The sequence below is a fragment of the Streptomyces sp. CNP082 genome (genome assembly GCF_059570535.1).
Map to the genome: position 1 here is coordinate 173,029 of NZ_JCANSZ010000009.1, position 19,253 is coordinate 192,281.

The following is a 19,253-nucleotide window of genomic DNA, read 5'->3' on the forward strand; positions in this document are numbered from 1 at the left end:
GGGCGCCCATGTCCCGGCGCCGCACCCGGCTCACCGCAGCCGCAGGCACCGCCACCGCGCTCGCCGCCTCCGCGGCCCTGCTCGCCGCGGGCTGCACGTCCGCCGAGCGGTCAGCCGTGTCCGCCGCGGCCGGACCCGCGCCCGGCGCCCGCCCGTTCACGCTGCTGGCGACCGGCGACGTCATCCCGTACCCCTCGATCATGACGCAGGCGGCCGACGACGCCGGGGGCGAGGGGTACGACTTCCGCCCCATGTTCGAAGCCGTCGCACCCACCGTCGCCGAGGCCGACCTCGCGCTGTGCCACCTGGAGACCCCGCTCGGGCCGCCGGAGGGCCCGTTCACCGGCTACCCGTCGTTCCAGTCCCCGCCCGGGCTCGCCGCCGCCCTGCGCGACGTCGGCTACGACGGCTGCTCCACCGCCTCCAACCACGCACTCGACTCCGGCGCCGACGGCGTACGCCGCACCCTCGACGCCCTCGACGAGGCCGGCCTGCACTACGCCGGCACCGCCCGCACCCGCGCCGAGTCCGGCCGCCCCGCCCTGCTGCGCGCCGGCGGCGCCCGGGTCGCCCACCTCTCGTACACCTACGGCAGCAACGCCGGCGTCCCCGCCGACGCCCCCTGGTCCCTCGGGATCCTGGACCCCCGCCGCGTCGTCGACGACGCCCGCGCCGCCCGCCGCGCCGGGGCCGACGTGGTCGTCGTCAGCGTGCACTGGGGCACCGAGTGGCAGCAGGAGCCGGACGTCGCCCAACGGCGGCTCGCCGACCGGCTGACGCGCTCGCGCAGCGGCGGACGCAAGGACATCGACCTGATCGTCGGCACCCACAACCACGTGCCGCAGCCGTACGAGAAGGTCAACGGCACCTGGGTCGTCTACGGCCTGGGCGACCAGGTCGCCAGCTTCATCCCGTCGATGTACCGCGGCAACGAGGGCTCCGCGGCCCGCTTCACCTTCACTCCCGCGCGCGAGGGCTGGCGCGTGACCCGCGCGGAATTCCTCGCGCAGCACGCGGAGACCGGGCCGCCGTTCCGGATCGTCCCGGCGACACCCGAGACCTACCCGGACGTCCACGCGCGGGTGCGCGCCGCCGTCCTCAGCCGCGGTGCGGCGGCGGACGGCCTGACGGAGGCGTCGTTCTGACTGCCCCGGGCCGTTCAGTGCGACGGCTCGCCCGCCTCCGGGTCCAGCGTGCCCGCCGCGACGAGGGCGAAGATCAGGATCCCGAGCAGCACGCGGTAGATCACGAAGGGCGCGAAGCTGCGGGTCGTGATGAACTTCATGAACCACGCGATGACCGCGTATCCGACGGCGAAGGCGATGAGCGTGGCGACGATGGTCCCGCCCCAGTTCATGTGCTTCGCCCCGGGCACCTCCTTCAGCTCGAAGAGCCCGGAGGCGAGCACCGCGGGGATGGCCAGCAGGAACGAGTACCGGGCCGCGGCCTCGCGGCTGTAGTTCAGGAACAGGCCGCCGGTGATGGTCGCGCCCGACCGGGAGACGCCCGGCACCAGCGCGAGCGACTGGGCGAGGCCGAAGAGCAGGCCGTCGCGGGTGTTGAGGTCGGTCAGCTCCTTGCGCTGCACCACGGCGCGGTGCCGGCCGCCGCCGCCGGAGGCGCGCCAGTCGGCGAAGCCGAGGATCAGGCCCAGCACGATGAGTGTCGTGGCGATCAGCCGCAGATCACGGAACGGGCCCTCGATCGACTCCTGGAACGTCAGCCCCAGCACCCCGATCGGGATCGAGCCGACGATGACCAGCCAGCCCATCTTCGCGTTGTGGTCGGAGCGCATCGACTTGTCCGTCAGCGAGCGGAACCAGGCGGAGACAATCCGGGCGATGTCCTTGCGGAAGTAGATCAGCACGGCGGTCTCCGTGCCGATCTGGGTGATCGCCGTGAAGGCCGCGCCCGGGTCCTCCCAGCCGGCGAAGGCCGCCGTGAGCCGGAGGTGGGCGCTGGAGGAGATCGGCAGGAATTCCGTCAGCCCCTGGACGAGTCCGAGGATGACTGCTTCGAACCAGCTCATACGGGGCTGCACATGTCCTTGAGTTCGCTGACGGGTTGCAGGAGATGTTAAGGCCCCTGCGTCAGGCGCGTGGCCCCAGGGTCGGCTGTGGCCGCCCCCGCGGCGCCGGTGGCGAGCCCGTCGGCGGGAGCGGCGGAAGGAATCACTCCGCGCGGGGCCCGGCGGCCGGCCGTCCGGCGGCGGCGCACGGCGACCGCGGCGCCGGCCGCCATGCTGGCGACGATGAAGCCGAGGGCGGCGAGGAAGACGGGGGAGAGCGGGTCGGAGGCCCGGCTGCCGGCGACCACGTAGGCGGCGGTGTTCGGCACGCAGCCCACGCCGGTGGCCACCAGGAACGGCGTCCAGTTCATCCGCGAGACCGCGGCGGCGTAGTTCACGCCCGCGAACGGCACGCCGGGGAAGGTGCGCAGCACCAGCATCGAGCGGAAGCTGTGCCGGCTGAGCTGCCGGTCCGCTGCTGTCAGCAGCCGCCCGCGCAGCAGCGGGCGCAGCGCGTCCTGGCCGAGCAGCCGGCCCATCCCGAACGCGACGCCCGCTCCCAGCACCGTGCCCGACACCGACCCGGCGAGGCCCGCCTGGGCGCCGAAGAGCGTGCCGGAGGCGAGGTTGAGCAGCGGGCGCGGTACGAGGGCCGCGGTGCACAGCCCGTACGCGACGGCGAAGAGGAGCACCGCGGACAGGCCGGTGAACTGCGGCGGCAGCCCGTCGACCAGCAGCCGATGCGGTCGCCACACCACCACCCCGACCGCCGCGGCGGCGAGGAGGACGAGGAGCAGCCCGAGCCGGGAGCGCGGGGACAGCAGAGCCCGGCCGCAGCGGACGGCGCGGCCGACGACGGGCGCCTCGGCGGTTTCGGGCACGGGTGGAGCCTAACCGACCGGGCCGCGCCTGCACCGTGACGTGCCCCTCAACTCCGGCCGCTACGGTGGCCGTCATGGCCCAGCAGCACCACGGCGCCCCCGCAGACCCGGACGCCTCCACGCCCCCCGGAACCTCCCCGGCCGCGGCTGCCCCGGACGCCCCCGGTGCCGCGGGAGCCGGGGACACCCCGCCCGTCCCCGCGAGCACCCTCGCCGACACCGTCCTCGACCGCCTCACGGCCGCCTACCCCGCCGCCGCCGACCCCGAGCGCGCCGCGCAGACGGCCGCGTACCTCCGCGGCACCGTTCCGTTCCTCGGTATCCTCGCGCCCCGCCGCCGCGAGCTGTCCCGCGCCGTCCTGTCCGGGACGCCGCACCCCGCCGAGGCGGACTGCGCGGCGATCGCGCTGCGCTGCTGGCGGCTGCCGGAGCGCGAGTACCACTACTTCGCCGTCGACTACCTCCGCCGCCACGTGCGCCGCTGCTCCTCCGGCTTCCTGCCCGTCGTACGCCACCTCGTCGTCACCGTCTCCTGGTGGGACACCGTGGACGCGCTCGCCGCACACGTCGTCGGCGGCCTCGTCGCCGCCGACCCCGCGCTGGCCGCCGTCATGGACGAGTGGATCGAGGACGACGACCTCTGGGCCGCCCGTACCGCCCTGCTGCACCAACTGCGCTTCAAGGGCGCCACGGACACCGGCCGCCTCTTCGGCTACTGCCTGCGCCGCGCGGACCACCCGGACTTCTTCATCCGCAAGGCGGTCGGCTGGTGCCTGCGCGAGTACGCCAAGAGCGACCCGGCGGCCGTGCGTTCCTTCGTCCACGCCCACCGCGCCGAGCTGTCGCCGCTGTCCGTACGCGAGGCGCTCAAGCACCTGTGACCGGCCCCGGGCGGCGGCGGAAAAGCCGTTCGACGGTCGCCTGCCCGTATGCGATCACGGTGGACCCGCACACGCCGACATGCGCGGCTGCGCCGACCGGTCGTACGCGCTCGACGGCGTGAGCACCACCGACGAAGCGATCTTCGTCATTGAGCGCTTGCGCGAATGCGCCGTCGAGTTGCTGGACATCTGCGACGTGCGCGGTGAACGACTGGCCGAACAGTCGGGTAGCTGACGCACAAACGCCCCCTGCCGCACCGCGGCGGGCGGATTCCAGGGGGCGTTCTGCACGGAGAATTCCGCTCCGCCGCGACGTCGACCCCGGCGAGAGGGCCGTCGCCCGGCCCGGCGACACCGTCGCCATGACGGTGGAGCTGGGCCGTGAGGTGCCGCTCGAAGAGGGCCTCCGCTTCGCGATCCGCGAGGGCGGGCGCACCATCGGCGCGGGCACCGTCACCGGGCTGGGCTGACCCCGGCCCGCCGCCCGCCTTCCGTATCCGCGCATCCGGGTACGGAAGGCGGGCCCCCTCCGCCACAATGGCAAGTGTGGAGGAGGAGCCCGTACCCATCGTCGCCGAGGTGGACGGCGGCACCGCGAAGCTGCTGCCGGACGTCGACCGCCCGCGCGCGTACCTGCTGACGGTCGAGGGCGCCCCGCAGTCGTACGTCGACCTCGACGACGCCACGCACCTGGAGTTCGAGTACGCTCGCCGCGTCGCGCACGTCGTGGACCTCGGCTTCCCGCCCGGGCGTCCGCTGGACGCCGTGCACCTGGGCGGCGGCGCGCTGACCCTGCCCCGGTATGTGGCGGCGATCCGCCCCGGCTCCCGGCAGGAGGTCGCCGAGTCGGACTGCGGGGTGATCGCCCTGGTCGCCGAGCACCTGCCGCTGCCGCCGGACTGCGGCGTCACGGTGCGTGCCCTGGACGCCCGCGCCGCGCTGGAGCGGCGCCCGCCGGCGAGCTGCGACCTGGTCATCGCCGACGTCTACGGCGGCTCCCGGGTGCCGGCGCACGTCGCGTCGCTGGAGTTCACCGGCGCCGCCGCCCGCGCGCTGCGCCCGGGCGGGCTGTATGTCGCGAACCTGGCCGACAGCGCGCCGTTCCGCTTCCTCGGCTCCCAACTGGCCACCGCCGCGGCCGTCTTCCCCGAGCTGTGCCTGATCGCGGAGCCCTCGGTGCTGCGCGGCCGGCGCTTCGGCAACATCCTGGTGGTGGCGGCGAGGCAGGATGCCGAGGCCGGGCCGGGGCTGCCGCTCGCGGAGCTGGCCCGGCGCACCGCAGGTGACCCGTTCCCGGCCCGCGTGGAGTACGGGCCTGCGCTGCGGCGGCTGATGGCCGGCGCTCAGCCGGTCACGGACGCCGACGCCGTGCCCTCGCCCGAGCCGCCGGACGGGGCCTTCACGATCGGCTGATCCGCGGTCTGATCCGCGCCGCTGCCGTCGTCCGCACCGGCGGACCCGGCCGCCGTGTGTTCCGTACGCCGCCGCAACCGCCGCACGTCCGGCACGCAGAGCACCGCCGCGGTCAGCGCGACGACCAGCCCCGCGCAGCCCCACAGCGCCGCGGGCCGGCCGACCAGATCCTGCATCGGGCCGGCGAGCGCGGTGGCCACCGGGATCAGGGCGAGGGAGCCCAGCCAGTCGTACGACGAGACACGCGACAGCTTGTCCTCGGGGATCTCCTGGTGCAGCGCCATCATCCACGCCACCGCGAAGACCTCGACGCTCGCGCCGGAGACGAGCATCACCCCCGCCAGCCCCGCCGCCGGCAGCGGCACCGCCAGTGCCGCGGGCGGCAGCGCGAGCGGGAAGACGCACAGCACCCCGACGAGCAGGATCCGCCGCGGCTTCCAGCGGGCCATCATCAGCGCCCCCGCCATCGTCCCCGCCGCGAAGGCGCCCATCGCCAGGCCCCAGGGCCCGGCGCCGCCCAGGTGCTCGCGCGCGACCAGCGGCCCGTACACCGCCTCGGCCGCCGCCACCACGGCGTTGACGACCGCGAACTGCAGCACGATCGACCACAGCCAGGGCCGCCCCGTCACCTCCCGCCAGCCGACCTTCAGATCGGTGCGGATGCTGCCCTCGGGCTCCCGCTCGGGGATGCCGCTGACGTCGAGGAACGCCCGCAGCGCCGCGGCGACGGCGAAGGCGCCCGCGTCCACGGCCAGCACCCACCCCGGCCCCACCGCGGCGACCATCGCGCCGCCGAGCGCGGCGCCGCCGATGCCGGCACCGTTGATGCCGACGCGGAAGAGCGCGAAGGCGCGGCCCGCCTGCTCGCCCGTGACCGACGAGAGCACCATGCCCTCGGAGGCGGGCGCGAAGAAGGCGTGGCCCGTCCCGCCGATGGCGGACAGCAGCATCATCTGCCACACCTGCGCCCGGTCGGTGATCACCAGCGCCGCGAAGACGCCCTGCGAGGTGCAGTTGACGGCGTTCGCGACGACCATCACCCGGTGCCGCGGGAACCGGTCGGCGACCGCGCCGCCGACGAGCACGAAGACGATGAGCGCCGCCGTACGCGCCGCCGCGACCAGCCCGACGTCGGTGGCGGAGCCGCCGGCTTCGAGCACCGCGAACGCCGAGGCGATCAGGGCGCCGGAGGCGCCGAGGTTGGTGATCACCGCGGCGAGGGACAGCAGTGTGTAGTTGCGCCCCGCCCAGCGGCGGCGGGGCGCGGGCGGGGCAGCGGCTGGCGGGTCCTCTACGGGGTCCGGCGGGGAATCGGCGCCGGGCGCCGGGGGATGGGGCACCCGCGGGACTCTGCCTGACCCGCCGGCCGGCTGCCAAGCGGATTTCTCCGCGCCGCTCAGCCCTCCAGCGGGCGCAGACTGTCCATGATTTTGGCGATGGTGTCGTCCGGCACCTCGTCCTTCACACCCGTGTCGCTGTACAGCACCCAGGTGGCGAACTCGCCGTTGGCGTCGGTGTAGGTGAAGGCGACGATCTTGCCGTCGGCCGAGCACTTGGTCTCGCGCGGCACGCCGGTGACCGTCGCGGTGGCCATGTGGCCCTTCAGCCCGTGCTTGCTGGAGAACGGCACCGGCTCGGTCTCCTTGACGGTCGCCTTCCCGCTGGTGTTGAAGGCGGCCTCGGCCCAGGCCCCGGCCTCGTTCGCCACGGCCTCCTTGGTGCTCTCGGCCCCGATGCCGCCCTTGGTGCCGGCGCCGGCGCGGCTGGCGTACTTGCAGATGCCGTCCTTGTAGAGCGCGGCACCGGTCATCGACACCAGCGGGCCGGAGTCGTCCTCGAAGCCGATGGTCATGGTCGGGGACTGCACCTCCCACTCCGGCGGCACGTCGTAGACGTTGTGGCGCTTGGCGTTGTGGACCGCCTTCCAGCCGGAGACGACCGGTTCGATCTCCTGGTCGTCGGGGCGGCCGCGCGGGTTGTCCGGGTCCTCCTGGAGCACGGGCTTGTCCGACGCCGACGCCGACGGTGAGGGCGACGCGGAGGGCGAACCTCCGCCTCCGCCGCCGGGGCTCGCCTGGCTGCCGCCGTCGTCGTCGTCGAGGAGCACCACGCCCGTCACGGCCGCCGCGGCGATCACGGCGGCGGCGCTGATGATGGCGACGGCGACGCGGGGACTCGTCCCGCTCTTCGACGGGACCGGAGCACCGGGCTCCGCAGGCTGGCCCCACTGTTCCTGCTGCTGGTGCTGCTGTTGTCCGTCGTAGCCCTGCGGGCCGTGCGGGGCGGGCTGTTGCTGGTACGGGTTCGGCTGCTGCTGGTGCTGCTCGCCCCCGGGCTGCTGTCCTGGCCACATGCGGAACAACATAGCTGGCGAGAGGGAGTGGCCACACTTATTACCCGTTGGTAACGTAGTCGTATGTCAGACCCTATGCCGCCGCTGGGCGAGCTCCTTCAGGCATCGGTCCCCATGGTCCGCACCCTCGGCCTCCTCTACGACGAGATCACCGCGGAGGCCGCCACCCTCCGCCTCCCCGACCGCCCGGAGTACCGCAACCACGTCGGCGGCCCGCACGCGGGCGCGATGTTCACCCTCGCCGAGTCGGCGACCGGCGCCGTCGTACTGGCCGCGTTCGGCGACCAGATGGAGCGGGCCCTGCCACTGCCGGTGCGGGCGGAGATCGACTTCCTGAAGGTCGCCAGGGGCGACGTCACCGCCAAGGCGCGGCTGGGCCGGCCGGTTGCCGAGGTCCTCGCCGAACTCGACGCCGGCAAGCGGCCGGAGTTCCCGGTCGAGGTCGACATCATCCGCGGGGACGGTGCCGTCAGCGGGCGGATGACGGTGCTGTGGACGCTGCGGCCGAACGACTGAGCCGATGGGCGCCCGCGGGGCCGCCGGCGGAGGGGGTACGCGCCGGCGGCCCGGCGCGTACCGGCCCCGCATCCCTGGAGCCCGCGTCTCAGGTGCCCGCGTCTCAGGAGCCGGAGGCTCAGGAGCCGGCGTCGCCCAGGGAGTCGCGGTGCACCTGCGCCAGGGCCACGTAGCCCGCGCCGTTGAGGCGGACGTGCTCGCGCTCCTCGTCGGTCAGGGGCCGCTTCACCTTCGCCGGCACTCCGGCGACCAGGGAGCCCGGCGGCACCTCCATGCCCTGCGGGACCAGCGCCTGCGCGGCCACCAGCGAACCGGCGCCGATCACCGCCCCGTTGAGCACGGTGGCGCCCATGCCGACGAGCACGTGGTCGCCGACGGTGCAGCCGTGCACCACGGCGTTGTGGCCGACGGTCACGCGCTCGCCGATGACGACGGGGAAGCCGGGGTCGGCGTGGACCGAGCAGTTGTCCTGCACGTTGCTGCCCGCGCCCACGGAGATCGACTCGCAGTCGCCGCGCAGCACCGCGTGGTACCAGACGCTGGCGTCCGCGCCGACGGTCACGTCCCCGACCACCACCGCCGTCGGTGCCACGTACGCCTGGGGGTCCACCGCGGGCTCCTGCCCGCCCACCGCCGCGATCAGCGGCTCCGGCCGTCCTGACATGTCGTCCGCTCCCGGTGCTCGCGGCGGCTCTCGCCGCCCGCCGTCGTACGTCCTGGTGAGCCGCCGGCCGGCCCCGTCGGGGGCCGGGGCCGCGCCCGGTCAGAGCGTAGGCGAGGCGTGGGAGGGGTACGGTGACCGGGTGCCGAACCCGCAGCGCAACTCCGTGACGAGCCGGCTGCTCTCGCGTGCCGTGCACCGCGGCTGGCGGTGGGTGCGGAGCACGGGGGCGGTGAGCGCGGCCCGGCCCGGCCCGTACCGCTTCCGGCGGCTCGGCGACGGCACGGTCCTCGCCTTCCCGCAGGGCACGATCTTCGGTGAGCGGCGGATCGAGCTGGGCGTGCACTGCATCATCGGCGAGCAGGTGACGCTCACCGTCGGCCTCGCGCCCGACGCCCCCCTCGGCCCGGACACGGCCCTGCGGCTCGGCGACGGCGTGGTGCTCGGCCGGGGCAGCCATGTGATCGCCGACCTGCCCGTCACCATCGGCGACGACGTCTTCTGCGGGCCCTACGTGTACGTCACCTCCACTAACCACAGCTACGACGACCCGCACGAGCCGGTCGGCAAGCAGTGGCCGCGCTCCGCGCCGGTGGAGATCGGTGCGGGCAGTTGGCTGGGCGCGGGCGCGCTGATCCTGCCCGGCGCCCGGCTGGGCCGCAACGTGGTCGTCGCCGCCGGCTCCGTGGTGCGCGGCGAGGTCCCGGACCACGCCGTCGTCGCCGGGGCGCCCGCCCGGATCGTACGCCGCTGGAACCCCGAGTCCGGCTGGCACCCGCCGCTGCGCCCGGCCCCGCCCGGCACCCTGGAGACGGCGACGTGACCGCGGCCGAGGGGAGGGGCGCCGCATGATCACGAACCCCACTGCGCATCGTCCTGGCCGTCGTGCTGTGCCTGCACGCCTTCGGGCTGCTCCTCTACACGATCCGCAACCACTTCTGAGCCGGCTGACTCTGCACCTGCCTGCACCTGCCTGCACCTGCCTGCACCGGCCCGCGCCGGGCGCCGCCTCACCCCGACGCCAGCAGCACCGTTCCCGCCAGCGCCAGCCCCGCGCCCGCCGCCTGCACCGCGCGCAGCTTCTCCCGCAGCACGCCCCGCGCCGCCAGCGCCGTGACCACGGGATACAGGGAGGACAGCACCGCCGCCAGGGTCATCGGGCCGTGCTGCGCGGCTATCGCGTACGTCCCGTTGGCCGCCACGTCCGCCAGGCCCACGAACACCAGCCCCGGGGCCGCGGCCCGTATCGTGCCCCAGCCGCCCTCCGGCAGCGCCGCACCGCCCCGCCGCACCGCGGCGTACAGCGCGGCGCCGCCGACCGCCACGTTCACCGCACGCTGCACGAACAGCGCGAGGAACAGCCCGGTGACCGTCGTGGACGCCTCGGCGATGAAGGCGAAGACCGCGCCGAAGCCCGCCGCCGCGCCCAGCGTCAGCGCCAGCGTCCGCCGCGCCACCGGCGCACCCCGCACCGGCCCGGACGCCAGCACCACGCCGGCCAGCGCGATGGCCCCGCCCGCGTACTGCACGGGGCCCGGCCGCTCCCCGTACGCGGCGAGGCCCACGCCGAACGGCACCAGCACGGCCAGCGAGGCGAGCGGCGAGACCACGCCCATCGGCCCGCGGGCCAGCGCGCTGTAGAAGCAGATCATCGCGACCGGCCCGGCGACGCCGGCCGCGACCGCGAACCACAGCAGCGGGCCGGCCTCGTGCCAGGCGCCGGTGGCCACCACCACGGCACCCAGCACGACCGTAGCGGCGATCTGCGAGAGCACGACCACGGTGAGCGCGGGCGTGCGCCGGCTCAGCACCCCGCCGCCGAAGTCGGCCAGCCCGTAGAGGATGCTGGTGGCCAGGGCGAATACTGCTGTCACGACGAAGCCCCCCGAGTACACTGTGATGAACGCCGCGGTCCCCCGCAGTGTAGTTCACTGTACTGGACGACGCAGCAAAAATATTGGACGGAGTTGGACGGAGCCTTGGCGGATTTCGACGTCCTCACGCACGCGCTCGCCCGCAATCTGAAGCACTGGCGCAACGAGCGCGGCTTCACCCTGGACTCGCTGGCCGGCCGCTCCGGCGTCAGCCGCGGGATGATCATCCAGATAGAGCAGGCGCGTACGAACCCCAGCGTCGGCACGACGGTCAAGCTCGCCGACGCCCTCGGCATCACCATCACGACGCTGCTGGACTACGAGCACGGCCCGGAGGTGCAGCTCGTGCCGCCGCACCGGGCCGTGCGGATGTGGACGACGAAGCAGGGCAGCGCCAGCCGGCTGCTCGTCGGCACACAGAGCCCCGGCCCGTTCGAGATGTGGTCCTGGCGGCTCATGCCCGGCGACGGCAGCAGCTCCGACCCGCACCCCGCGGGCACCACCGAGCTGCTGCACGTGACCGCGGGCGAGCTGACGCTCGTGGTGGCCGGCACGGCGCACGCGGTGCCGGCGGGCACGTCCGCCAGCTTCGAGGCGAGCGCTCCGCACGCGTACCGCAACGAGGGCGAGGAGCCGGTGGAGCTGGTGATGGCGGTCGCCGTGCCGCCCCCGCGCTGAGGCACGCAGGGGCACCGCCCTGCGCGTACCCCTCGCCGGACCGCCCGGCGCCTGCCGGGCGCCGCTCAGCCGAGCCGGGGGATCTCGATGGCGGGGCAGCGGTCCATGACCATCTCAAGGCCGGCAGCGCGGGTGCGCTCGTACGCGGCCTCATCGAGGATGCCGAGCTGGAACCACACCGCCTTGGCGCCCTTGGCTACGGCTTCATCGGCGACCGTGCCGGCGAGGTCACTGTTCACGAAAACATCCACGACGTCAACGTCGAAGGGAATGGCATCGAGGGACGGATAGCCCTGTTCTCCGTGCACCTTCTCGGCCTTTGGGTGCACGGGGATGATCCGCTTGCCGTGGCGCTGCAGGACCTCGGCGACTCTGTAGGCGGCGCGCCGCTCGTTCGAGGAGAGACCGACGATCGCCCATATGTCGCCGAGTTCGTTGAGGATCTTGCGGACGGTGTCTGTCTCGCTGTACACGCTTGCCTCCACGGGGCCGATGCTCGCCACAGAAGGGAACGACCGACCACTGCCGGCCATTCCCGGCGGCTCCAGTGCGTGGGAAGAGCTGATCAACCCACCGTCCTACGCAGGTTCGAGTCCCCGGCACGGAGCACTCTTCCTGACCTGGGGCTCAATCAGGGTGTGTCCAGTAGACGGCCCTGTCTCACTTTCGGTGGTGACGGAGGGTGGTGACGATCGTTGACATCCGTGTGTGCGAGTGCGGCGGCTGGGGTGTCCCACGCTCGGCTGCCGGCGTACCTTCCGCGAGCAGGTGCCCGGGGTGCTGGAGCGTTGCCAGCGACGCGCAGCCCGTCTGACCTGCATATACTTGGGACTTCGCGCAGACAGACACCTTTCCGATGACTCACCACATGGAGTGCGTGGCGGTGCTGGTGAGGGCCGAAGGGGCTGCCTGACCTGCGATTTTCATGATGTGCGTGAGGGGCGGTATCTTGACGCTCGTTGATCTTGCTTCAAGCGGGGGCAGCGCCCGATGGCGGGCCGGACGGGCAGACGTATCCGCAGTAGAATAAAAGCGAGGCAGAGTGCATGACGGCGTAATTCCGATCATGAGTAATATCGAGAACTACGCCATCCTCAGTGACCTCGGGACCGCTGCGATGGTCGGCAGGGACGGGTCGATCGACTGGTTGTGTCTTCCCCGGTTCGACTCGCCCGCCTGTTTCGCGGCGCTCCTCGGCACGGCGGACAACGGCTTCTGGCGCATCGCCCCCGCAGGCGGGGGGGCGGGCGCCGGTCGTGCGTACCGCCGTGACACGCTGGTTCTGGATACGCACTGGGAGACAGCAACCGGAGCCGTCCGGGTCACGGACTTCATGCCGCCCCGCACCGAATCTCCCTGTGTCGTGCGCATCGTCGAGGGCCTGTCCGGCTCCGTGGCCATGCAAAGCGAGCTGCGGCTGCGCTTCCATCAAGGGCGTGTCGTCCCGTGGATGCGCGACGCCGAACACTGCTCGGTCGCCGTGGCCGGGCCCGACTGTGTCTGGCTGAATGCGGTCGGGCCGGTGCGGGTACGCCGCGGCGATGAGCCCACGGTCCTCGACTTCACCGTCTCCACCGGGCAGCGGCTGGCGTTCACGATGGCCTGGTCGCCCTCTCACACGCCGGAGATGCCGGCGCCGCTGTGCGTCCCGGCGGAGACGGCGCTGAAGGAGACCGGCGACTTCTGGCGACGCTGGGCGATGCAGTGCCGCTACGAGGGACCGTGGCGCGAGGCGGTGGTGCGCTCGCTGATCACGCTGAAGGCGCTCACCTACGCGCCCAGCGGCGGCATCATCGCGGCACCGACCACCTCGCTGCCCGAGTGCATCGGCGGCGAGCGCAATTGGGACTACCGTTTCTGCTGGCTGCGCGACTCCGCCCTCACCCTGTCCTGTCTGCTGCGCAGCGGCTATCGGGAAGAAGCGGCGGCCTGGATTGACTGGCTGTTGCGCGCCGTCGCCGGCGACCCCGCCAATATGCAGTCGGTGTACGGCGTCGAGGGCCAGCGGCTGCTGCCGGAGAAGGAGGCGTCCTGGTTGCGCGGCTACGAGGGTTCGCAGCCGGTCAGATTCGGCAACGCCGCTGTGAACCAGTTCCAGCTCGACGTGTACGGCGAGGTCATGGACGCGCTCTGGCTGTCGCTGCGGTCGGGGCTCCCCGTGCCGCGCCAGCTGTGGGACCTGGTGAACCTCCTGATGAGCTATCTGCAGAGCCACTGGCGCGAACCGGACGAGGGGTTGTGGGAGGTTCGCGGCCCGCGTCGGCACTTCACCCACTCCAAGATGATGACCTGGGTCGCCGCCGACCGCGCCCTGCGGATCGGCGAGATGCTCGGCCTGAACGGATCCTCGGCGGCGTGGCGGGCGATGCGGGGCGAGGTGCACCGGCAGATCCTCCGGGACGGGTGGGACCGGCAGCGGCAGTCGTTCGTGCAGTCGTACGGCTCGACCGCCCTGGACGCCTCGGCCCTGCTGATCCCCCGGCTGCGCTTCCTCCCGGCCGGCGACGCCCGGGTGCGCGGCACGGTGCAGGCTATGCGGGCGCTGGACCACGGCGGGTTCATCCAGCGGTACGCCCACCCGGGGACCGGAGTGGACAGCGTCGACGGCATGTACGGCACCGAGGGCAGCTTCGTGGCCTGCACTCTGTGGCACGCCGAGGCGCTGGCGGCGACCGGCTGTCCGGAGCAGGCGGAGGAGACTTTCGAGCGCGTCCTCGGCATCCGCAACGACGTCGGCCTGCTCTCCGAGCAGTGGGACCCGGACGCCGGCCGCCAGTTGGGGAACGCGCCCCAGGCGTTCAGCCATATCGCCCTGGTGGAAGCCGCGTTCGCGCTGGGCGCTCAGCCTGCGGAGCCGTCCCGCCGCGTCTCGGCGGTCATGAGCACCATGCCGGAGTCGCCGTAGTCCGGCAGCGTGGGGTCGACGTCGATCCGGGTGACCGCCAGCGCCCCGGTGAGCGGGGTGAACACCTCCGTGACGACGTCCGGATCCACCGGGCAGCCCGGCCAGTGCGGCCCGCGGCCGATGCGGTACGTGGGCATGTTCTCCATGAAGGCCGCGACCAGATGACCGCCGGGGACGACGGAGCGGACGAAGTGCCGGCAGAAGTCCGTGAACTCCGCGAAATCCTCGGTGGCGCCCTCGGCGACGAAGTTCATCGACGCGATGTCGTAGCGGCCGGGCGGCAGTTTCCGTACGTCGGCGTGGACGATCCGTACCCGGGAGAGCGCGTCCGGCAGCTCCTGTGGCAGATCGGGGTTGAGCTGCCGGCAGAGCGCGTAGAAGGGGCGCCAACTGCTGTCGGGGCGCTGGTGCAACTGCCGGCGCAGGTAGGCGACGCCCGCGGTGCTCGCCTCGACGGCGTCGATCCGGCGGCTGGCGGCGGCGGCGAGCATGAGCGGGTAGAGGTTCGGCCCGGCCCCGAACTCCAGGGAGCGGGCGGCGGATCCGGGGGCGAATCGGCGGTAGAAGGCGGAGTGGTGGGCGATGACCGCTGCGTCGGAGGGGTGCAGCCGGCGGTAGTTCTCGGCGAGGTAGTCCTCGACCGGCCATCTGTCCCAGTCCACGTCGTCATTGCGGATGGGTGCGTTCTGCGCGTCTTCCGCGTTGGAGGGGAACGGCGGCATGGCGGGCTCAGTTCCGCATCCGCAGGGCGAAGCGCTCGGACAACCGGGTCAGGGTGTCGTTGAGCCGCTCGATGTCCTCCTCGGAGTTCGCGGCCGTGACCTGGATGCGGAAGCCCACGCGGTCGCGCGGGACGAGCGGGTAGGGGGCCAGGGTCACATAGGTGCCGTGGTCCCACAGGAACCGGGCGACCGCGTCGAGGTCGGAGGCGTGCGCCAGCGGGACCTCCATGATCGGCAGCCCGTCGGTGTTCAACGTATCCAGGCCGAGGCTGTGAATGTGGTCGAGCACCCGGGTCGTCTTGCGGTACAACTCGGCGCGGATGACATCGCCGCGCCGGTCGTTGACGTCGAGTCCGGCGAGGGCCGTGGCCAGGGAGGCGGTGGGGGAGGGGCCGGAGTACAGGTAGGGCGCCGCGGCGACCTTGAGACGGTTCTTGAGCGAGGTGGGCAGGGCGAGGAAGGCGAGCAGCGACGAGTACGCCTTGGAGAAGCCGCCGGCGAGCACGATGCCGTCGTAGGACTCGCCGGCGTGCCGGACGACGCCGTTGCCGCGGGAGCCGTACGGGCACAGCTCGTCCGTGCGGCGCTCGCCGACGAGGCCGAAGCCGTGGGCGTCGTCGACGTAGAGGGTCGCGTCCCGCTCCCGGCAGACGGCGGCCAGTTGGGCCACATCGGCGACGTTGCCGCTCATGCTGTTGACCCCGTCCAGGCAGACGAGCCTGGCGGAACCGGCCGGCACGGCGCGCAGCAGAGCGTCAAGACGGTCCGGCCGGCCGGCGTGGAACCGCTGCAGCGTCGCGCCCTGCCAACGGGCCGCCAGGCAGCCGTCGTACACGGTCCGGTGCGCGGTGGCCTCGACGAAGACGTGGCCCTTGTCCGCGAGGACGGGGATCACCGAGCCGTGGATCAGGGAGAGCGTGGGCAGGAGCAGCGTGTCGGGGGCACCGAGCAGCGCGGCGAGCCGCTCCTCGATCTCGGGGTAGAGCCGCGGGCTGCCCAGCAGCCGCGACCAGCTTGGGTGCGTACCCCACTGCCGCACGGCCGGCCCGATCGACTCGATGATCTCCGGATCCCAGTCGAAGCCCAGGTAGTTGCACGAGGCGAAGTCGATCAGCCAGTGGTCCCCGCTGCGGAGGTGGCGTCCGCGCACCTCGTCCAGGACGGCGTCGCTCATCGGGCTGTTTTGCCGCAGATGCTCCAGATCCGCCGAGCGTGGCCCGTCACACGCCTTTCTGGGCTTGCTGGGCGTGTCCGCCATAATGTGATTCGTTCCCCTGTCAGGGAACTCGAAACGGCGGCGGAGCAGCGTCCTGCTCTGCTCCGCGGTCATCGGGCGGGCGAAGAGGTAGCCCTGCCCGAACCGGCAGCCCATGTCGGCCAGCAGGTCGCACTGGGCGGCGTCCTCGATCCCCTCGGCGATGACCTGGAGGCCGAGGGCGTCGGCGATGTGGACGATGCCCTCGACGAGCGCGACCTGCCGGTGGTCCCCGGTGATGTCGTCGATGAAGGTCTTGTCGACCTTGAGGACGTCGATCGGGAACTCCTGAAGATAGCGCAGTGAGGAGAAACCGGTGCCGAAATCGTCCAGCGCGATCCGGACGCCGAGGTCCTTCAACGACCGCATGACCGACAGGATCTGGGCGTCCTGGCGAATGAGCAGGGACTCGGTCAGCTCCAACTGCAGGGACTGCGCGGCGAGGCCGGAGGTCTCGAGCGCCCGGTCCACCCCGGCGAGGAAGCCGGTGTCCCGGAACTGGCGCGCGGAGACGTTGACGCTGGCGTACGGGGCCGCCTGCTGACCCGTCTCCCGTTGCATTCCGGCGATGTCGGCGGCGGCGTGCTCCAGCACCCAGGTGCCCAGGGGTGTGATGTGTCCGGTCTCTTCGGCGAGGGGGATGAACTGCTCGGGTGGCACCGGACCGCGGCGTGGGTGCGGCCACCGCGCCAGTGCCTCGAAGCCGACGACGTCGCCCGAGGTGATGTCCACGACCGGTTGGTAGCGCAGGGCGAACCCCTCCTCGGTGATCGCCCGGTTCAGGCCGGCGTGCAGGTCGTGCCGCCCCACCGTGGCGGCGTGCAGCGGTGGCTGGAAGCGGCGCCACTGGCGCTTCCCGGCGCTCTTGGCCTCGTAGAGCGCCAGGTCGGCATGGCCCAGCAACTCGTCGGCGTCGGTGCTGTCCCAGGCCGTGGCCACGCCCACGCTGGCGGAGACGCTCACGGACTCGCCGGCCAGGGTGAACGGCCGGCTGAGGGACTGGATCACCTGCGCGGCCAGCAGCTCCGCGTCGACGGGCGCCTTCGCCGCCTCCATCAGCACCGCGAACTCGTCTCCGCCCAGCCGGGCAGCGGTGTCGGTGCGGCGCAGCGTCTCCAGGAGCCGGTCGCCGACGGCGGCGAGCAGCCGGTCGCCGACGGTGTGGCCCATCGAGTCGTTGACGACCTTGAAGTCGTCCAGGTCGATGTACAGCACGCAGGCCAGCGTCGACTCGCGCACGCCGCGCAGCAGGGCGCGCTCGATCCGCTCGTACAGCAGTGTCCGGTTGGGCAGCCCGGTCAGCGGGTCATGGAAGGCACGCCGTGTGAGCTCGTGCTCAAGCTGGCGCTGTGCCGTCACGTCCCGCAGCGTCACCACCAGCCCGTCGACGGTGGCATCGTCGCGCAGGTCACTGCACCGCACCTCCACCTCGATGTGGTCGCCGTCCTGCGGCACCCACCAGGAGTCATGGCTCTGCCGCCGGTCGCCGTTGCGCAGGCCGGAGAGCATCCCCGCCGCCCGCTCCCGGTCGCGCGGGTCGACCAGGCCGGTCAGCGCCGCCCCGATCAGCGGCCCGCGGCCGAACACGGCCTGTGCCGACGGGCTCGCGTAGCGTACGGTGTCGTCGTCCTCGACGATGAGGATGACGTCCGAGGCGTTGCGCACCAGCGTGCGGAAGTACGCCTCGTTCTCCCGTTTGCTGATTTCCTGCCGGAGCCTGACGCGCTCCATCGCCAGGCCCGCGTGCGAGGCGAGGATCTCCAGCGACCCCCGCACCTCGCTGAGCCTCTTCTCGGTGCCCGCGACGAGCAGCGCCCCCGGCAGCTCGCCGCCCGCGGGCCGGCCGGGCGGGAGCATCGGGCACAGCAGAGCGGCTTGGACAACCCCCAGCTCGTCAATGACGCCCGGGCCCAGTGCGGCGACGGGCACCAGCCGGGTCCGGGGCAGGGCGGACGGTGTCTCCGCCGCGTACAGCTGCTCGGCGCTCCCGGCCGCCAGCAGCATGGTCCCGTGACGTTCCCCCGGCCCGAACAGCTCGCGCACCGCACTGTCGCAGGACTCCTCGATCTCCTCCCGGCTCATCGCCGCCACCAGCGAGGCAGCCGCCGACCGCAGCGCCAGCTCGCGTGTCACGGCCTTGCGGTGGGCCACCACCATGCCCGCGAGCCGGGCGATCACCAGCAGGAACAGCGCGCCGGAGAAGCCCGCGATCACGGCGGCGTCGCCGACGCCGCCCGTGAACGCCTCGGCGAACAGGATCCCGGGCGCGATGAGCGTGGTCACGGCGAGCAGCACCAGGCGCCGCCGCGGCGGGAGCAAGGACTGCCGCTGCGGTGCGGAGACGGTCAGCTCAACCATCGAGGGGTGCAGCGCGGCGAGGCCCCAGGCCGTGTAGAAGACCACCCAGCCGGCGTCCAGCACGGTGCCGACCTGCCACATCTCGTTGAGCTGGAGGATCCCGTACGCGATGTCGAAGCCGAGCAGCGCCACCGTGCCCACGACAAGCAGTTGCAGGGCGCGGTTGCGAGGGCCGGGGCCCGGGGCGAGGAGCCGGGTCAGCATCGCGAGCACGAGCACGTCGCCGAGCGGGTAGGCGATGCTGATGGCCCGCTGCTCCCAGGTCAGGCTGTTGAGCTCGGTCAGCGGCTGCACGAGGTAGACCCAGACCGGCAGCGCCAGGCCGGCGGTGACGATCAGGGCGTCCAGCAGGCTCGGCAGGTCGCGGCCTGCCCAGCGGTAGCGGACGAGGCCGAAGAGACCCGCGGCGAACAGCGGGTACGTGGTGAGATAGCTGGCGTCCGCGGGGGAGGGGAAGGGGTTGGCGGTCTGGAAGTAGTCCTCGAGCACGTTGTAGTACGTGTCGCCGAAGACGAACGTGAACAGCGCCGCGGCGAGCAGCCACCACGGCCACCGGTGTGCCGGCCGGTGCAGGTGCACACCCACCAGCACCGCCGCGACGCTGGCGAGACCGGTCAGCGCCCAGAGCGGCGTACGGACGCCGGAGAGCGTCAGGTAGAGGCTGGTGGTGGCGACGACGAAGACGGCGTAGCCGGCCATCAGCCAGTGCCAGTGTGCCCGCAGCAACGCAAGCGCCTCCCGGGTCGCC

At 72.9% G+C, this 19,253-nt stretch carries 16 protein-coding genes and 1 pseudogene; 8 read left to right on the top strand and 9 right to left on the bottom strand.

The features are described 5' to 3' along the window. The first annotated feature begins 8 nt into the window (after positions 1-8). Positions 9-1,145: a CapA family protein gene (locus B124_RS11185; protein WP_496502584.1), complete on the top strand. Its 1,137-nt coding sequence runs from the start codon at positions 9-11 to the stop codon at positions 1,143-1,145. A 14-nt stretch (positions 1,146-1,159) separates the two neighbouring features. On the opposite strand, the gene B124_RS11190 is transcribed toward B124_RS11185, so the two are convergent. Both B124_RS11190 and B124_RS11195 read right to left on the bottom strand, forming a co-directional pair. After that, positions 1,160-2,029 (bottom strand): undecaprenyl-diphosphate phosphatase, encoded by an 870-nt coding sequence (locus B124_RS11190; RefSeq protein ID WP_496502585.1) that lies wholly within the window; start codon positions 2,027-2,029, stop codon positions 1,160-1,162. Between the two features lie 47 nt (positions 2,030-2,076). Then, entirely contained in the window at positions 2,077-2,889 is an 813-nt protein-coding gene (locus B124_RS11195; protein WP_496502586.1) for a TVP38/TMEM64 family protein, read from the bottom strand. A gap of 74 nt (positions 2,890-2,963) precedes the next feature. On the opposite strand from B124_RS11195, the gene B124_RS11200 reads away from it, so the two are divergent. From B124_RS11200 to B124_RS11210, 3 genes and pseudogenes are all read left to right on the top strand, one after another. Next, the gene (locus tag B124_RS11200) at positions 2,964-3,770 is read left to right on the top strand and encodes a DNA alkylation repair protein (protein ID WP_496502587.1); all 807 of its coding nucleotides are present in this window, start codon (positions 2,964-2,966) and stop codon (positions 3,768-3,770) included. A gap of 311 nt (positions 3,771-4,081) precedes the next feature. Next, a pseudogene (locus B124_RS11205) lies at positions 4,082-4,240 on the top strand (EF-Tu C-terminal domain-related protein); the annotation flags it as partial. A gap of 67 nt (positions 4,241-4,307) precedes the next feature. Next, the gene (locus B124_RS11210) at positions 4,308-5,183 is read left to right on the top strand and encodes a spermidine synthase (RefSeq protein ID WP_496502588.1); all 876 of its coding nucleotides are present in this window, start codon (positions 4,308-4,310) and stop codon (positions 5,181-5,183) included. Here the strand turns inward: B124_RS11210 and B124_RS11215 are convergent. Together B124_RS11215 and B124_RS11220 are read right to left on the bottom strand one after the other, a co-directional pair. Next, positions 5,114-6,523 (bottom strand): MFS transporter, encoded by a 1,410-nt coding sequence (locus B124_RS11215; RefSeq protein WP_496502589.1) that lies wholly within the window; start codon positions 6,521-6,523, stop codon positions 5,114-5,116. The two genes, B124_RS11210 and B124_RS11215, sit on opposite strands and share 70 nt — an antisense overlap. Positions 6,524-6,579: 56 nt before the next feature. Then, positions 6,580-7,536: a DUF8017 domain-containing protein gene (locus B124_RS11220; protein ID WP_496502590.1), complete on the bottom strand. Its 957-nt coding sequence runs from the start codon at positions 7,534-7,536 to the stop codon at positions 6,580-6,582. Positions 7,537-7,599: 63 nt separating this feature from the next. On the opposite strand from B124_RS11220, the gene B124_RS11225 reads away from it, so the two are divergent. Further along, the gene (locus tag B124_RS11225; RefSeq protein WP_496502591.1) at positions 7,600-8,052 is read left to right on the top strand and encodes a DUF4442 domain-containing protein; all 453 of its coding nucleotides are present in this window, start codon (positions 7,600-7,602) and stop codon (positions 8,050-8,052) included. Positions 8,053-8,170: 118 nt separating this feature from the next. Here B124_RS11225 and B124_RS11230 read toward each other — a convergent pair whose 3' ends face one another. After that, positions 8,171-8,716 carry a gamma carbonic anhydrase family protein gene (locus B124_RS11230; RefSeq protein ID WP_496502592.1) on the bottom strand — a complete coding sequence of 182 codons (546 nt, stop codon included), beginning with the start codon at positions 8,714-8,716 and terminating at the stop codon, positions 8,171-8,173. A 139-nt stretch (positions 8,717-8,855) separates the two neighbouring features. Between B124_RS11230 and B124_RS11235 the strand changes: the two genes are divergently transcribed. Then, positions 8,856-9,536, top strand: a complete 681-nt coding sequence (locus B124_RS11235; protein ID WP_496502593.1) for an acyltransferase — start codon at positions 8,856-8,858, stop codon at positions 9,534-9,536. A gap of 187 nt (positions 9,537-9,723) precedes the next feature. Here B124_RS11235 and B124_RS11240 read toward each other — a convergent pair whose 3' ends face one another. After that, positions 9,724-10,587 (bottom strand): EamA family transporter, encoded by an 864-nt coding sequence (locus tag B124_RS11240; RefSeq protein ID WP_496502594.1) that lies wholly within the window; start codon positions 10,585-10,587, stop codon positions 9,724-9,726. A 105-nt stretch (positions 10,588-10,692) separates the two neighbouring features. On the opposite strand from B124_RS11240, the gene B124_RS11245 reads away from it, so the two are divergent. After that, positions 10,693-11,265, top strand: coding sequence for a helix-turn-helix domain-containing protein (locus B124_RS11245; RefSeq protein ID WP_496502595.1), 573 nt, complete (start codon positions 10,693-10,695; stop codon positions 11,263-11,265). 65 nt (positions 11,266-11,330) lie between these two features. On the opposite strand, the gene B124_RS11250 is transcribed toward B124_RS11245, so the two are convergent. Continuing rightward, on the bottom strand, positions 11,331-11,738 hold the full coding sequence (locus tag B124_RS11250; protein WP_496502596.1) for a CoA-binding protein: 408 nt from the start codon (positions 11,736-11,738) through the stop codon (positions 11,331-11,333). 593 nt (positions 11,739-12,331) lie between these two features. Between B124_RS11250 and B124_RS11255 the strand changes: the two genes are divergently transcribed. Further along, positions 12,332-14,170 carry a glycoside hydrolase family 15 protein gene (locus tag B124_RS11255; RefSeq protein WP_496502597.1) on the top strand — a complete coding sequence of 613 codons (1,839 nt, stop codon included), beginning with the start codon at positions 12,332-12,334 and terminating at the stop codon, positions 14,168-14,170. Here the strand turns inward: B124_RS11255 and B124_RS11260 are convergent. Both B124_RS11260 and B124_RS11265 read right to left on the bottom strand, forming a co-directional pair. Beyond that, positions 14,107-14,892, bottom strand: a complete 786-nt coding sequence (locus B124_RS11260) for a class I SAM-dependent methyltransferase (RefSeq protein WP_496502598.1) — start codon at positions 14,890-14,892, stop codon at positions 14,107-14,109. The genes B124_RS11255 and B124_RS11260 overlap by 64 nt on opposite strands. A gap of 7 nt (positions 14,893-14,899) precedes the next feature. Further along, positions 14,900-19,204 (bottom strand): aminotransferase class I/II-fold pyridoxal phosphate-dependent enzyme, encoded by a 4,305-nt coding sequence (locus tag B124_RS11265; protein WP_496502617.1) that lies wholly within the window; start codon positions 19,202-19,204, stop codon positions 14,900-14,902. Between the last annotated feature and the right edge of the window lie 49 nt (positions 19,205-19,253).